Origin of the sequence: Flagellimonas taeanensis (assembly GCF_003584105.1) — a bacterium.
Taxonomy (GTDB): domain Bacteria; phylum Bacteroidota; class Bacteroidia; order Flavobacteriales; family Flavobacteriaceae; genus Flagellimonas; species Flagellimonas taeanensis.
On sequence record NZ_QXFO01000026.1, the window covers coordinates 66576 to 82192 of the forward strand.

General features: G+C 46.9%; 14 protein-coding genes. All 14 read right to left on the minus strand.

Annotation, left to right across the window (positions count from 1 at the left end):
- Window positions 1-53 precede the first annotated feature (53 nt).
- The 14 genes from D2V93_RS14275 to D2V93_RS14340 all read right to left on the minus strand — a co-directional run bounded on the left by D2V93_RS14275 (window position 54) and on the right by D2V93_RS14340 (window position 15415).
- Window positions 54-1124: a M20 family metallo-hydrolase gene (locus tag D2V93_RS14275; RefSeq protein ID WP_119619869.1), complete on the minus strand. Its 1071-nt coding sequence runs from the start codon at window positions 1122-1124 to the stop codon at window positions 54-56.
- On the minus strand, window positions 1121-1900 hold the full coding sequence (gene argB / locus D2V93_RS14280) for an acetylglutamate kinase (RefSeq protein ID WP_119619870.1): 780 nt from the start codon (window positions 1898-1900) through the stop codon (window positions 1121-1123). Before argB ends, D2V93_RS14275 begins: the two co-directional genes overlap by 4 nt.
- Before the next feature lies 1 nt (window position 1901).
- Window positions 1902-2648, minus strand: coding sequence for an SDR family NAD(P)-dependent oxidoreductase (locus D2V93_RS14285; RefSeq protein WP_119619871.1), 747 nt, complete (start codon window positions 2646-2648; stop codon window positions 1902-1904).
- Window positions 2645-3586 (minus strand): Rossmann-fold NAD(P)-binding domain-containing protein, encoded by a 942-nt coding sequence (locus D2V93_RS14290; protein WP_119619872.1) that lies wholly within the window; start codon window positions 3584-3586, stop codon window positions 2645-2647. Before D2V93_RS14290 ends, D2V93_RS14285 begins: the two co-directional genes overlap by 4 nt.
- Entirely contained in the window at window positions 3583-4710 is a 1128-nt protein-coding gene (locus D2V93_RS14295; RefSeq protein ID WP_119619997.1) for an aspartate aminotransferase family protein, read from the minus strand. The genes D2V93_RS14290 and D2V93_RS14295 overlap by 4 nt, the downstream gene beginning before the upstream one ends.
- A gap of 84 nt (window positions 4711-4794) precedes the next feature.
- Window positions 4795-5589 carry a pyrroline-5-carboxylate reductase gene (gene proC / locus D2V93_RS14300; RefSeq protein WP_072875795.1) on the minus strand — a complete coding sequence of 265 codons (795 nt, stop codon included), beginning with the start codon at window positions 5587-5589 and terminating at the stop codon, window positions 4795-4797.
- A gap of 107 nt (window positions 5590-5696) precedes the next feature.
- A complete protein-coding gene (gene argC, locus D2V93_RS14305) occupies window positions 5697-6671 on the minus strand; it encodes an N-acetyl-gamma-glutamyl-phosphate reductase (protein ID WP_119619873.1) in 975 nt (324 codons plus the stop codon).
- Window positions 6664-7854, minus strand: a complete 1191-nt coding sequence (locus D2V93_RS14310; RefSeq protein WP_119619874.1) for an argininosuccinate synthase — start codon at window positions 7852-7854, stop codon at window positions 6664-6666. The genes argC and D2V93_RS14310 overlap by 8 nt, the downstream gene beginning before the upstream one ends.
- Before the next feature lie 77 nt (window positions 7855-7931).
- Window positions 7932-8549, minus strand: a complete 618-nt coding sequence (locus tag D2V93_RS14315; RefSeq protein ID WP_072875789.1) for a GNAT family N-acetyltransferase — start codon at window positions 8547-8549, stop codon at window positions 7932-7934.
- A gap of 219 nt (window positions 8550-8768) precedes the next feature.
- Complete coding sequence (locus D2V93_RS14320) at window positions 8769-10121, minus strand: MptA/MptB family glycosyltransferase (protein WP_119619875.1); 1353 nt, start codon at window positions 10119-10121, stop codon at window positions 8769-8771.
- Between the two features lie 3 nt (window positions 10122-10124).
- Window positions 10125-11609, minus strand: coding sequence for a cellulose synthase family protein (locus D2V93_RS14325; protein ID WP_072875785.1), 1485 nt, complete (start codon window positions 11607-11609; stop codon window positions 10125-10127).
- Window positions 11610-12299 carry a glycosyltransferase family 2 protein gene (locus D2V93_RS14330; RefSeq protein WP_119619876.1) on the minus strand — a complete coding sequence of 230 codons (690 nt, stop codon included), beginning with the start codon at window positions 12297-12299 and terminating at the stop codon, window positions 11610-11612.
- Between the two features lie 100 nt (window positions 12300-12399).
- A complete protein-coding gene (locus tag D2V93_RS14335; RefSeq protein ID WP_119619877.1) occupies window positions 12400-14010 on the minus strand; it encodes a 4Fe-4S binding protein in 1611 nt (536 codons plus the stop codon).
- Window positions 14011-14023: 13 nt separating this feature from the next.
- Window positions 14024-15415, minus strand: a complete 1392-nt coding sequence (locus D2V93_RS14340) for an NAD(P)/FAD-dependent oxidoreductase (RefSeq protein WP_119619878.1) — start codon at window positions 15413-15415, stop codon at window positions 14024-14026.
- Window positions 15416-15617 lie beyond the last annotated feature (202 nt).

The window sequence follows — 15617 nt, forward strand, 5'->3', positions numbered from 1 at the left end:
CTTATATTTTCGATATCTATTGCCCTTCGACTACGCTCAGGGCCCAATTTTGTTTATTGTAAAAATCCTGAAAGGATTTTAATATACAGGTCGATGCCTTCCTTGATTTCATCCACAAAAATAAATTCGTTAGCGGAATGGGAACGCGTACTGTCACCTGGTCCCAGTTTTACCGATTGGCAACTCAATGCCGCCTGATCGGACAAGGTAGGGGAGCCATAGGTTTTTCTTCCCAAAGCTAGACCACTTTTTACCAAAGCATGGTTCGGATCAATACAGGATGAATTCAAGCGTAACGAGCGAGGAGTCATTTTGCAGGGGGCCTCTCTTTGCAGCCTATCCGAAATTTCCTGATTGGTATAACAGTCGTTCACCCGAACATCCACTACCAAATCCACTTGTGCTGGCACCACATTATGTTGTTTTCCGGCATTGATCTGGGTAACGGTCATTTTTACTTCACCCAAAGCCTCGGAAATGTTTTCAAACCTATAATCCTTGAACCATTGCAACACGGGTATGGTGTTGTAAATGGAATTGTTGTCGTTGGGATGTGCGGCATGTGAAGGCGTACCTTCTACCACGGCATCAAAGACCACCAACCCTTTTTCGGCAATGGCAAGGTCCATCAAAGTGGGTTCGCCCACTACAGCTACGTCAATTTTTGGAAGAATGGGTAACAGTCCACGTAAACTTTTATCCCCAGCATCCTCTTCTTCTGCGGTTGCCGCCATGATGATGTTGTGGCTCAACCCTTCCTTGTCATAAAAATGGACGAAGGTGGCTAGCAAGGAAACCAGACATCCGCCTGCATCGTTGCTGCCCAAACCATATAGCTTACCATCTTCAACATGCGGATGAAAAGGATCTTTGGTGTAGGCACTGTTCGGTTTTACGGTATCGTGGTGCGAGTTGAGCAAAAGGGTAGGCTTGCTTTCATCAAAATACTTGTTGAAAGCGTAGATGTTGTGATATTGGCGTTTCGTTTGTATGCCAAAGCCCTGTAAAAATGCCTCAATGGCATCCCCTGTTTTCTCTTCTTCCCCGGAAAAGGAAGGAATGGAAATCAGTTCCTTCAATAGTGCGATGGCCTTTTCGGTCAGTGTTTCTTGGGTCAGCTTCATAGGGTTAGCGTTGTGTATTCAGGGTTGCCAGCTTCGAGCATGCTACTGTTCCCCACGCAGACTCTTGAAACGTTGTTCTTTAGGGCATGAAAGCAATTGTGCATTTTGGGGAGCATTCCATCGGAAATGATGCCATAGGCCAAAAGCTCGTCGTACCCTTTTGAATCGATATGGTGGATCACGGAGTTTTCATCTTCCACATCCTGCAAAACACCTTTTTTCTCAAAACAGTAATACAGAGTGGTATCGAATTGGTCTGACATGGAAATGGCTATTTCCGCGGCAATGGTATCAGCGTTGGTGTTCAGCAATTGTCCCTTTCCATCGTGCGTGAGGGCACAAAAAATAGGGGTGAACCCTGCTTGGAGCAGCTTGAAGATACCATAGGCATTGACGGAGTCCACATCGCCCACAAGCCCAAAATCCACTTTGATGACGGGCCGTTTGTGGGCCCTGATGGCGTTGGCGTCCGCACCGCTCATCCCAATGGCATCGGTGCCCAAGGCTTGCAATTGGGCCACGATCTTTTTGCTGACCAGACCTCCATAGATCATGATGGCAATGTCCAAGGTGTCGGCATCGGTGATTCTCCTTCCATTGATCATTTTGGGCTCAATACCCATTTTTTGGCTCATTTCAGTGGTTTTGTTCCCACCTCCATGGACCAAGATCTTGTTTCCGTCCATTTTGGAAAACAGGTCCAAGACATGTTCAAATCCCTTGGGATCCTCAATGAGGTTGCCTCCTATTTTTACTACGGATAGTTTTTGTTTCATTCTAAGTATTTATTATTCCCCCATCGATGGTTATTGTGGTCCCCGTAATCCAGGAACTATCATCCGATACCATAAAAAGGGCGAGCTTCGCAATATCTTCCGGAGTCCCCAATCTTTTCAATAAAGTTGCTCTTTCCGCATTGGCCACTGCCTTTTCCGGATTTTCAAAGGCCTTGGCCGATTCCCAAAGCAGTGGGGTGTCCACTGGTCCCGGGCATATGGCGTTCACCCGAATTTTGGGGGCATATTCCATTGCCATTTGTTTCATCAGTGCAACGGCTCCCGCTTTTGATGCACAATATGCTGGGTGGTTGGGAAAGCTCTTGAAAGCTGCAATAGAGGCATTGATCAAAATGTTGCTATTTGACCCCTTTTGCAAATAGGGTAACCCATACTTACAAAGATAGAATATGGAGCTCAAATTGGTGTCAATAGTTTTGTGCCAAGAATCGATAGCCAGTTCTTCTACATTCCCCAATCCAAGAATACCTGCATTCAACGATAGGATGTCCAGTTGGCCAAAGGTTTCCATTGCCAATTGGACCAAATTCTGGTTATAGATAGGATCTGTTACATCGCCTGCCAAAAAAACGGAATTGTCCAACTGCTTTTCCAGGCTTTGGCCACGCTCTCTGTTCTGACCGGATAAAACAAGTTTGGCACCTTCGGAAGAGAGTGCTTCGGCAATGGCTTTTCCCATGCCGCTTGTTGCACCGGTTACAATACAGACCTTATCCTTTAACATCATTTGTTTTGTTCCAAAATCTTTTTCAATACGATCTGTGCCGAATAAATCCGGTTTTTGGCCTGCTCTGCCACTAAGGATTGATTCCCATCCAACACGGCATCTTCAACCACCACATTTCTGCGGACAGGAAGACAATGCATGAATTTGGCCTTTCCCAATTTTTCCTCGGTCATGGTCCAGTTCAAATCTTTGCTCACCACTTTGCCATAATCGGAATAACTGCTCCAGTTTTTCACATAGACAAAATCTGCATTCTCCATGGCTTTTTGTTGGTCGTGTTCAATATGGCAATCTTCTGTGATTTCTGGATTCAATTCATATCCCTTTGGATGGGTGATCACAAATTCAGCATCTTGCAATTTCATCATCTGCACAAACGAATTGGCCACCGCATGGGGCAATGCCTTGGGGTGCGGTGCCCATGACAAAACTACTTTGGGTCTTTCCTTGGTCTTGTTTTCCGCTAAGGTAATGGCATCTGCCAAAGCCTGAAGGGGGTGCCCAACGGAACTTTCCATGTTTACCACAGGGATGGACGCATATTTCGCAAACCCGTTGATGACCTCCTCTGCTTCGTCTTTTGCTTTGTCCACCAAACCGGCAAATGCCCTGATGGCCACAATGTCGCAATATTGCGAAACCACTTGTGCCGCTTCTTTGATGTGTTCCGATGTGCCTTGATCCATGATGGTGCCATCTCCATATTCCAAGGCCCAGCCTTCGTTGCCAAAATTCATCACCATCACCTCCATACCGAGGTTCATGGCTGCTTTTTGGGTACTCAAACGGGTACGTAGACTGTTATTGAAAAATAATAGGCACAAGGTTTTGCGTTTGCCCAGATCTTCAAATTGATACGGGTCTTTTTTGAGGTTGATTGCTTCTTCCACCCAATCGGGGAGGGAGTCGATATCGTTTACGGATAAATAATGCTTCATTTCAATGCTTTTTTGAGCGCGTCAAAGAATAGGTCGATGTGTGCCTTGGTGATGTTCAATGCTGGTAAAAATCGCAGTAACTTCTTGTTATTGGCACTGCCAGTGAACATGCGATGGTCATAGATCAGTTTTTTGCGCAGCTCGGCCACCTCAAAATCAAATTCGAGTCCGATCATTAACCCTCTGCCTTTTACTTTGATGATTTCGGGGACCTCGGTCGCTTTTTCCCTAAAATAGACTCCCAATTCGGAAGCATTTTCTATGAGATTTTCATCTTCCAAAACCTCCAAAACGGCCAAACTCGCGGCACATGCCAAATGGTTTCCACCAAAGGTGGTGCCCAAAAGTCCGTAGGAGGGTTTAAAGGATTCATGGATCAAAATACCGCCCACTGGAAAACCATTCCCCATTCCTTTCGCGATGGAAATGATATCGGGTTGGATGCCATGGTGCTGGAACGCAAAGAATTTTCCGCTTCGCCCATAACCGGACTGTACTTCGTCCGCGATAAGGACCACGCCATTCTCCTTGCATTTTTCGGCGATGAATTGGTAGAACTCGGTGGTGGGTTCGTCAAGACCGCCCACGCCTTGGATCGCTTCCAAGATCACGGCACAGTATCCTTCCGAAGCGATGGTTTTTTCAAACGCATCAAAATCGTTCAAGGGAAGAAAGGTCACTTCCTGTTGCAGGTTGATGGGGGCATTGATCTTCGGGTTGTCCGTGGTGGCAACGGCCGCGGATGTCCTGCCATGGAAACTGTTCCTAAAGGCAATGACCTTTGCCTTTCCGGTGTGGAACGAAGCCATTTTCAGTGCATTTTCATTGGCCTCTGCCCCGGAATTGCACATGAATAGGGTATAATCTTCGCAACCTGATGCTTTTCCCAGTTTTTCGGCCAATGCTTCTTGAACCGGATTTTGCACGGAATTGCTGTAAAAAGCGATTTTTTCCAATTGATCCTCGATGCGCTTTACGTAATGGGGATGGGTATGCCCAATGGAAATCACGGCATGGCCACCATAGAAATCCAGGTATTTTTGTCCTTTGTCGTCCCAGACTTCAATGCCCTTTGCCGATACTGGGGTCACATCATATAGGGGGTAAACGTCGAATAGTTTCATGGTCTTTTTGTTTGTCGTCTCGATCATGGTGAGAGCTTCTTTTTTATATTGAAATGGGTCTCGACTCCGCTCGACCTGACATTTTTATCCTTTTTTGATTTGGCTGATTTTTTCGTAGGAGGCCACAATGCCCCTGATGAGGGAAGAGCTTAGCCCCTGGTGCTCCATTTCGTTCAGTCCTTCAATGGTGCAGCCCCTTGGCGTGGTCACCCTATCGATTTCCTCTTCGGGATGGCTTCCCGATTCAATCAAGAGGCTTGCAGCTCCGTTGCAAGTATGCATGGCGAGCTCCTGGGCTTCCTTGGCATCGAATCCCAATTGGATGGCTCCTTGGGTCGTGGCGCGGATCAAGCGCATCCAAAATGCGATCCCGCTTGCGCAAATGACCGTGGCGGCCTGCATTTGTTCTTCGGGAATTTCCATGGTGTGCCCCATCCGGTTGAAAATGGCCTTGGCCAGATCTACCCGTTTTTTGCCCAGTTCGTTACTGCAGATACAGGTCATGGACTTGCCCACGGAAATGGCCGTGTTGGGCATGCTACGGATTATAAACTTATCGGCACCGATGATACTTTCGATCCTGGCGATGCCAAAACCGGTGATGGTGCTGATGATCACATGTTTTTCGGTAAGCAGCTCCTTGCTCTGTTCCAAAATGGAAGCAAAGTGGCCCGGCTGCACGGCAAAGATGAGGATGTCGGAATTTTTTACGGCCTCAAGATTGTCCGAGGTGACCGTGACGTTTCCATATTTCTCAAAATCCTTGATGCCCTTGGTGTTCCTTTTGGTCAGGTACATGGTGGTGGCCCCGTTGGTGTGTAAAATCCCTTTGGCAATGGCCAGTCCCAAATTCCCTGCTCCTATGATGGCTATTTTCATGGTTTTTCTGTTTTGTCATCTCGAGCGCAGTCGAGAGATGTATGTTTTCATCAATTTAGGTCTCGCATCTCGACTCCGCTCGATGTGACAGCTCGACCTGAAGTTTTTTAAAATACCCCTGCTTTTAACAATAGACCTTCGGTCTCGGGAAAACCGAACATCAGGTTCATGTTCTGTACAGCTTGACCCGAGGCTCCCTTCAACAAATTGTCAATGGCAGAGGTCACCAACAAAAGGTCATCGTGCTTGTGCAAATGGATGTGGCACTGGTTGGTGTTCACCACTTGTTTCAGATGGATTTCCGCTTCGGACATATGGGTGAAAACGGCACCGGCATAAAAATCCGAGTACAGTTTTTTGGCTTCGTCCAAGGAACCTTCAAAGTGGGTGTAGGCCGTGGCCAAAATTCCTCTTGTGAAATTTCCCCGGTTTGGCAAAAACAGCAGTTTGCCCACATTGTTGCCGAAGGAATTCAAACTTTCCCCAATTTCCCCCAAATGCTGGTGGGTAAAGGGTTTGTACCACGAAACGTTGTTGTTCCTCCAGCTGAAATGGGAGGTGTCGGACAGGCCTACACCAGCTCCCGTACTGCCCGTTACGGCATTGACATGCACTTCGTTTGCCAACAGACCGGCCTTTGCCAAGGGCAACAGACCCAGTTGGATCGCGGTGGCAAAACATCCGGGATTGGCAATGGCCTCTGCAGATGCAATGGCAGACCTGTTCAATTCGGGAAGCCCATAAATGAAACGTTTGCCGTTGAAGGTGTAATCGGCCTGTAGCCTGAAATCGTTGCTGAGGTCGATGATTTTGGTACTTGCCGAGAATGCGTGTTCGTTCAAAAATGAGGTAGAATTGCCATGGCCCAAACATAAAAAGACCACATCCACATCCGGATTGATATCTCCGGAAAATGTAAGGTCGGTCAGCCCCAAAAGATCTTGGTGTGCCGAAGCGATGGGTTTTCCCGCCCTTGTGGTGCTATATACAAAATCGATTTTGGCGTTAGGATGGTTGAGCAATATTCGGATCAGTTCCCCGCCCGTATATCCAGAACCCCCTATAATTCCCGATTTAATCATGGTCTTGGTTTACGTGGTTCGCAATTTTGCCCGAATTGGACAATATTTTGATGAACCCTTTGGCATCATCTGCGGTCCATCCTTTGTTCATTTCCCCATAACTTCCAAAGGAAGCGTTCATGAGGTCGTGCTTGGATGAGATTCCGTTCAGTTCAAATCGGTAGGGGTGGAGCGTAAGGTACACATCCCCGGAAACGTGCTTTTGGGTATCGGTCAAAAAGGCCTCGATGTTCCGCATCACCTCGTCCAGATAGTTGCCTTCATGGAGCAACATACCATAGAAATTGCCCATTTGCTCTTTTTGGTATTGCTGCCATTTGCTCAAGGTGTGTTTTTCCAACAAGTGGTGCGCTTTGATGATGATCAATGGGGCCGCCGCCTCAAAACCGACCCTTCCTTTGATCCCGATGATGGTGTCGCCCACGTGGATGTCCCTTCCGATGGCGTATTTGGAAGCAATTTCCGCAAGTTTTTCAATATTGGCCACAGGAGTATCCTTTTCCCCATCAACGGCCACCAATTCCCCTTTGCTGAACGTCAGCTTCAGTTCTTTGGGAAGTTCTTTCTCCAGTTGGCTCGGAAATGCATTTTCCGGTAGGGACAGATGGGAGGTCAAGGTCTCGGAACCGCCCACTGAGGTACCCCAGAGCCCTCTGTTGATGGAATATTTGGCCTTTTCCCAAGAATAATCGATACCGTTTTTCTGCAGGTACTCGATTTCCACTTCCCTGGCCAGTTTTTTGTCGCGTATGGGGGTGATGATTTCGATGTCCGGGGCCAAGATTTGGAAAATCATATCGAACCGTACTTGGTCGTTTCCAGCACCGGTGCTGCCGTGGGCAATATATTTGGCACCCACTTTTTTGGCATGGTTCACGATTTCGATGGCCTGAACGATCCGTTCGGCACTTACGGAAAGGGGGTAGGTATTGTTCCTCAACACGTTTCCGAAGATGAGGTATTTTACCACCTTGTCATAGAAGGTGTTGATGGCGTTGATGGAGGTATAGGTGGTGGCGCCCAATGCCAGGGCCTTTTTTTCGATTTCTTCGATTTCAGCTTTGCTGAACCCGCCGGTGTTCACACTCACGGCATGGACTTCAAAGCCTTCATCCTGGGATAGGTATTTTGCGCAATAGGAAGTGTCCAATCCGCCGCTATAGGCCAATACTAATTTTTTCATGTTTTTATATTCAATTTATGGTCACATTGAGCGGAGTCGAAATGTGGTGCTGTTCTCGACTGCGCTCGAACTGACATTTACTTCTGTTTCTTTTTAAGAAAAAGGGTTTCCTTGATCTGCTTCAGTCTTTGGAATGCCTTGCTGTTCAATTTTTTGGGTTCTTCCGCTTTTTTGGCGTTGGGGTCGTACAGCATTCCGGTACAGAGGCACATTTTCTGTTCGGTCCGGGTCAGGATGTCAAAGTTCTTACAGGTCTGACAGCCTTTCCAGAATTCGGGGTCGTCCGTAAGTTCGGAAAAGGTAACGGGTTTGTACCCCAGTTCGTAGTTCATTTTCATAACGGCCAAACCAGTGGTGATCCCAAAGATCTTGGCATCAGGGAATTTTTTCCGGGACAGGTCAAAAACGGCCTTCTTGATCTGCTTGGCCAGCCCTTGGTTCCTGTAATCGGGGTGTACGATCAATCCGGAGTTGGCGACAAAATCCTTGTTGCCCCAGACCTCGATATAGCAGAACCCGGCAAATTTATCGCCATCCAAGGCAATGATGGCATTCCCGTTCTGCAACCGTTTCATGATGTATTCAGGGGTGCGTTTGGCAATACCGGTCCCACGGATCTTGGCCGATTCGGCTATGGTGTCACAGATGATCTGTGCGTATTTAAAATGTGATTCGTTGGCAATTACAATTTCCATTGCAAGCGTATAGACTGATAAAAATTATTAAAAAAAGTTGTTGGTTTTTGCGGAAATGGACTCACCTATTTCCATAGATAATTTTGCACCCTTACGGGCGGCGACGGGGAGAAAATGGACTGATGGGCGTAGGAACGCTCAGTGTAAACGATATGTATTCTTGTCCTTTCATTGTGGGTTAAAAGTACAAATTAATCCGAATAGACCCGTAATTGAGGGTCATTTTTTAAAGAAATATAACTTTTTTGACCCTTTGGCCATCATTTCATAAAGAAAGAAGCCAATCACCAAAATGTATTCAACGGCCAGAAACCAAAGATTTTCTTTATAGTCGGGATTGGTATAGGCATAATAGCTCAGGATGACCGCAAACGACCAGACCAAAACAAATTTATATTCCGTGAAGATGGCGATTCCCAACAGGAACACCACATACCAGGGATGGACCGTGCTGGATAGAAAATAGTAGCACGCCAAGGCCAGCATCATCGAGGTGATGACCGTTTGCAATTTTTGGTTTTTCCGGAGAAGGGCAATCAACAAAACGATGGCTATCATTGCTTTGATGATCATGGAACCGTAGGTTTCGATGAGTTCCCACGGTTTCGCCTCGTAATGTTCAACAGCGATTTTTTTGACCATATTGTACACACTTGCATTGAACTCAAAATTGGAAAACCAGAGCCCGACGGTTTCCGAATAATGGTCAATAAAAAAGGAGGAATAAAAGGGATACAGAATGAGTACGCAGGAAACACTTACCAAACTATAGAAGGCGATACTTTTTTTGATTCCCAGGTATTTGAGGAACATGGGCAGGAGCAAAAGGGGAACCAGTTTCACCATGATGGAGACGGCATATATGGGTGCGGCCCACCTCCATTGTTTTTTGGAGATGAGGTAGAGCGACCAAACAAAAAAGAAGAGCATGATGCCCTCAAAATGTAGGTTTCCTGTTAGCTCTATGATCACCAAGGGGTTCAAAAAGTACCAAAAGGCCATGTGGTTGGCCAAGTTGAGGTTCTGTAACAGTTTTCTACCAAAATATAGGACGCCAAGGTCTGCGAGGATAATGCTCAGCCGCATTACGATGATGGAACCGAGGATGCTCCCACCTCCCAAAAGGGCTGCCAGCGCAAAGAACAATTGATTGATTGGGGGGTAGTTGCTGTAATGACGGGCATTGAGCTCACTCATGCCTGCATAGAGCTCGTCCGCATTGGCTACGGGCACATTGCCCTGCTCCATGAGTTGGTCCGGGGTATGCAGATAGGGATTGATGCCATTTTTGATAAGTTCCCCATCCCATATGAAACGGAAAAAGTCCTGGGAGAGGTTGGGTTCGGCCACTAAGAATACCAACCGGAACAATATTCCGGTGACCAAGAGGAAATTGAAGTTCCATTTTTCAAATTGCATGATCTTATGGCAAAGAAAGAACGTTGCCGCAAAGAGCATGAAAAGTTTTAGGAAATCGGTACGGACAAGGTCATAGGCAAAACTAGCGTAGAACAACAGGGAACCGATAGCAAAAAGTATCGGGTATCTATGCAGTCGCCAGTAAGATAGCATGTTTTAAGCCTTGGATGTCAAGGATTTAAAGAACACAAATCCGAAACCTAGGAACAACATCAAGTGGAAAGGGAACAATCCGTAGTCGTTCAAGGGAACCGCGCTGTACATTCCAAAGAGGAAATAGACCATCAGGGCAAATTCCAAGATCATGTTGGGCGACAACTTTTTGGTCAAGTATTTGTTGCCCTTCCAAGTATCTTTAATGCTGTTGATGTTGAACTTTGGGGTGCGTACAAACTCGCTTCGCTTACCAAGGTGTCCTTCCAAAACGGCCACGGTGTTGTGCAAAGAGAAGCCCAGTGCCACGGAGAAGAAGGTAAAGAACAGTTTGATGTAATCCACAAAATTGTCAAAACTACTGCCCTGGATACTCTTGTAGGTGAACCAATAGCAGATGAACAGGATAATGGTACTGACGATGAAGAAGCTGGTCACTTCGAACACCCAGCCCAAATGCCCGTAGGTATTTTTGATGTAGAGCATGGGAATGCTCAAGAGGGCCACGATGAACACACAAAGGAACATGGAACTGTTCAATAGGTGCATAACGCCGTGGAACTTGGTCTTGAACGGAATGTTCTTCGCCTTGATGACGCTCCAAACGGTCTTTCTGAAGTTTTCGGCTCCTCCTTTGTTCCAACGGAACTGTTGGGAACGGGCGGCACTGATCACCACGGGAAGCTCAGCGGGAGTCTCCACATCCTCCAAATACTTGAATTTCCAGTTTTTCAACTGTGCACGGTAACTCAAATCCAAATCTTCGGTAAGGGTGTCGCCTTCCCAGTTGCCTGCATCGAGGATACATTCCTTCCTCCAGATGCCAGCGGTACCGTTAAAGTTGATAAAATGCCCTTTGGAGTTTCTTCCCACCTGTTCCAAAGTAAAGTGGGCGTCCAATGCAAAGGCTTGGATTCTGGTCAAGGTGGAGTAATCGCGGTTAATGTGTCCCCAACGGGTCTGCACCACACCAATCTCGCTATCCTTGAAATAGGGTACTGTTTTTTTCAACCAATCACTTTCGGGAAGGAAGTCGGCATCGAATATGGCGATGAACTCACCTTTGGCAATGGCCAGTCCTTCTTTGAGGGCCCCGGCCTTATAGCCTTTTCTGTTTTCCCTACGGATGTGTTGTATGTCGAGTCCTGTTTTTTGGAGTTCTTCGACCCTTCTCGCCGTCTCGATGACGGAGTCGTCCGTTGAATCGTCCAGGACTTGGATCTCCAATTTGCTTTTGGGGTATTCGATCTTGGCAATGTTGTCCAACAAGCGCTCCATCACATACTCTTCGTTGTAGATGGGTAGCTGGATGGTGACAAAGGGAATTTCCTTTGGATCTAATAGGTTGAATTTCGGGGCTTCCTCATTTCGTCTTTTGTAGCCCAGATAATTGACCAAAAGGTTCAACTGGGCAAGACTGTAGAAGAAAATAAGAATCAAGGCTGTACTGTAAATAGCAACAATGATAAGAGCGATAGTAAGTCCCATTTATTTTAAACTGTATTTAAAGATCCAACCCAATATTTTCATGCCAGCAAATATAGTACCTTTTACTGTACCAGACACTTTTGAGACGCCAATTCTTTTTTTGTAACGCACTGGTACTTCGGTATATGTCATTTTTTTTCTTAAAATTTTTAACTGCATTTCCACAGTCCACCCATAAGTTGTGTCCTGCATCTCCAATTCTTTGAGTTTTTCATATTTAATTGCCCTAAATGGCCCTAAATCCGTAAATCTCGACCTAAAAAAAAGCCGCATCAAAAAAGTGGCCAATTGGTTCCCAAAAACCTGTTGCGGGGTCATCGAACCGGGTTCACGAAGTGATTTTTTTCGTGCACCGACCACAAAATCCACACCATTTTCCAAGATCGGGGCGACCACCTTATCCAATTCTTCGGGATAATCGGAATAATCTCCGTCGATAAATACGATAATGTCGGGTGTTTTGGATTGTTTGGAAATATATTTCAATCCTTTTAGGCAAGCAGAGCCATATCCCTTGCGGTTTTCGGAGATGACAGTGGCCCCGGCTTTCTGTGCATTTGCCACTGTATCGTCCTGGGAGCCGTTGTCCACCACTACGATTTCGGAAACGTGTTTGGGCAGTTCGGAAACCACCTTCCCGATGGAATCCCCTTCGTTGATCGCAGGAATAATGACCTTGATGTCCGCCACTGAAGAGCTAGTTTTTGCTTGAAGTAGCCAAAACTAAACTTTTCCATGGATTTTTAGGGTCCATCCACATAAAATGAAGGTAAAGGAAATGTTGTGTCCGTTATTTTTGATTGACCAAGGCCATGAGGTCCACATCGTTCCCCAAAAGCACTTGGTTGCTGTCAATGCGTCCCTTAAGCGGTCCGTTCTCCAATTTGAGCACACCCCGTGGACAGACGGCAGAGCAGATACCGCAACCCACACAACTGGCACGGACAATATTCTCGCCCTTTTGGGCATAGGCGCGCACATCGATGCCCATTTCGCAATAGGTGGAACAGTTGCCGCAGGAAATGCACTGTCCGCCATTGGTGGTAATCCTAAACCGGGAAAACAATCGCTGCTGGAAGCCTAAAATGGCCGCCATGGGGCATCCGAACCTGCACCAGACTCGGCTCCCAAAAATGGGGTAGAACCCAGTGCCGATGACACCGGAGAAAATACTGCCGATTAAAAAGGAATAGGATTTGCGCAGCGTTTCGGATTTGAAAAGGAATACCTGCCCTTCCCCACTGAAAAAATGGAACCCGATCAAGGCCAAAATGATGACGAAATACCCGATGGCACCATACTGGGCATCTTTCTGGAGTTGATCTCTTTTAAAAATCATCACCCAACTAAAAACGAGGGTGAGCAGCACGGCCACCCCGATCAAAAAAGTGCTCTTGGTGAGCCAATATTTGCTGGTATCATTTCCCAAATAGGAGTAAATCACCGCTGTGGTCATCAAAGTGACAAAAACCACGACACTGTGCACCACCCAACGTTCCACTTTCCAGGCAAAAGTGGATTTGTCACTGAGTTGCCTGAAGGAATCCCCTGCGGTTTCGGCCAGTGCGCCACAGCCACAGACCCAAGAGCAGTACCATCGTTTCCCGTATTTATAGGTCAATATCGGGGTGATCACAAAAATGGACAGGATGGCGAAGATCAGCAACGCAAAACCGATATCCCCAGAACTTAGAAACCCTTTGATGCGGTACCCTTCAAAATTATAATAGTTGAGGGGCCATACATTTTTGAGGTCGTAGTAGGGCAGGCTTCCCCCGTCCAATATCTTATGGCCGTTCAGTCGTGCCATCAATTCCGGGATGATGAAAGCAAAGGCGGTCTGGAAAAACATCACGCTCAAGGTTCGTAATCGTTGGTAACGGCTATGTCGGTATTTCCAAAGGAACTTTATCCCAAAGATCAAAATGGCCACCGTGTACAAGGTGCCATACACAAACCATTGGCTTGCAGGATTGCCGCTCAATAACTTGCTCAAAGGATCAAAAAGCCCAATAACGCCCCGGTTTTCCCCGCCGCTCACCAATCCGAGGTATTCGGGGTAAAAATAGAGCACGATGTAAAATCCGGTAAGTGCCAGCCCGACGACCCAGGCCCAAAAGCCCCGACTGGAAATAGACTTGAACCACACACCGTCATTTTTGATGCCAGGCAATTTTTGGGCATAGGCATCCCAGGAAAACCAGAGGGTCCCTACGCCGATAGCGGAAAGCGAAACGATCAACCACAAGGTTTGGTTCGGGAAACTGACATTGAACACGGCCAATAGCAGGATTCCAAGTCCTGACACACCCAAAAGGGTCGCCATTTTTTGGCCAGTGCTCAGGCTTTTTGGAGGTTCCCCGGTCAGGGCCATACTTGGGTTATGTGTTTGACTGTTCATGGGTTGCTTTTTCCTATTGAAATATTCTAATGAGACTTTTCTTTTTCAGGGTGATGGATTTTCCCAGATTCGCATTGTATTTGGCAATGATGTCGGGCTCGTGGGTCCGATAAAATTCCGGGTCGAAGTTGGCATCCGCCAAATGGGCCATCACAAAATCGATATCCCTTTTCTCGTTCAACCAATGGTCGATGACCTGATGCCGCATCCGGATACCAAAGGTATTGATGCCCAAAAAGGTTTCAGAATCCTTGTCAAAAGCCACGGTGATGCAGATTTTTTCTTGGGGATGTCGCCAGTGAAAATGGATTTCCGAGTCGCTTTTTTTCCGTTCGGGGAACACCCAACCATAGGTTTGGTACTCAATATCCAGAAATTTGGCCGAGTTGAACCAATGGCCCGGGCGGTATTCCGTTCGGTTGCCGCAAAGGGTCTGCGCCAGTGCCTCGCCCATCATCCTGCCCGTGTACCAAACGGCTTCGACGGGTTTCCGGTTGCCAATGGCTTCATGCTGTTCCGCACAATCGCCAATGGCGTACACATCGGCTATATTGGTCTCCAAAAAACGGTTCACCTTCACGCCTCGACCCAGCTCGATGCCAGAACCTTTCAAAAAATCGATGTTCGGCGTCACTCCGGCCGTTAATCCCACCACATTACAAGGGATTTCCTCCCCGGTTTCAGCAATGATCACCGATTTGACCTTTCCGTTCCCATCGGAAACAATTTCCTTCAAGGAGGCATTCAACCGAAGGTCGATATGGTGCTCCCGAATGTGTTCATTGATCATTTGGGAATCGCCCTTGGGCAACACACCGTTCCAAAAGCTACTTTCCCGCACCAAAAAAGTGACGGGAATGTCACGTGTCCGAAGCATTTCGGCCAACTCGATACCGATCAATCCCCCACCCACGATCACCGCCCTTTTGCAACGGTCATTGTTCGGCGCATTTTGCTCCAAAAGGTCAAGGTCCTGTTTGGAATACAAGCCTTGGACACCCTCCAAATCCTGGCCCGGCCATCCAAACTTGTTGGGCTTGGATCCCGTGGCAATGACCAGCTTGTCGTAAGAGATCCATTCCCCGTCCACTGGCGGAACATGGATGTTTTTGTTGTAAAATTTAGTGGGGCGACCCTTCACATGGATCTTCTTGTTTTGGGTATCAATGGTTTCGGCGTATGCACGGACAAGGTTGATCTTGTTTTTTCTCCAAAATGCGTTTTCGTAGGGTTGGGTATGTTCAAACTTCATGTGGCCCATATAGACGTACATCAGTGCGGTTCGGGAGAAAAAATAATCCGTCTCGGCGGAAACGATGGTGATTTTTTTGTTGGAAAGCTTTCGGATATGCCGGGCCGCGGTCACTCCCGCTATTCCATTTCCAATGATGACAATGTGCTCCATGAAAGAGGGATTATGGGTCTTGTGTCGTACCTAAAGATAGGAACTTAACCCTGTCCCCCAATTTAGAAAGGATTTAATTTATGCCGAATGCTGCCAAGGTTGGAAAATGCTGGTTCGAGAGATTTTTTGGTGCCAAGTCCAAAATTAGCCTAATTGACAAATCTTATATGAAATGTTTGTGGGTCAACTCAAATAGAATAAA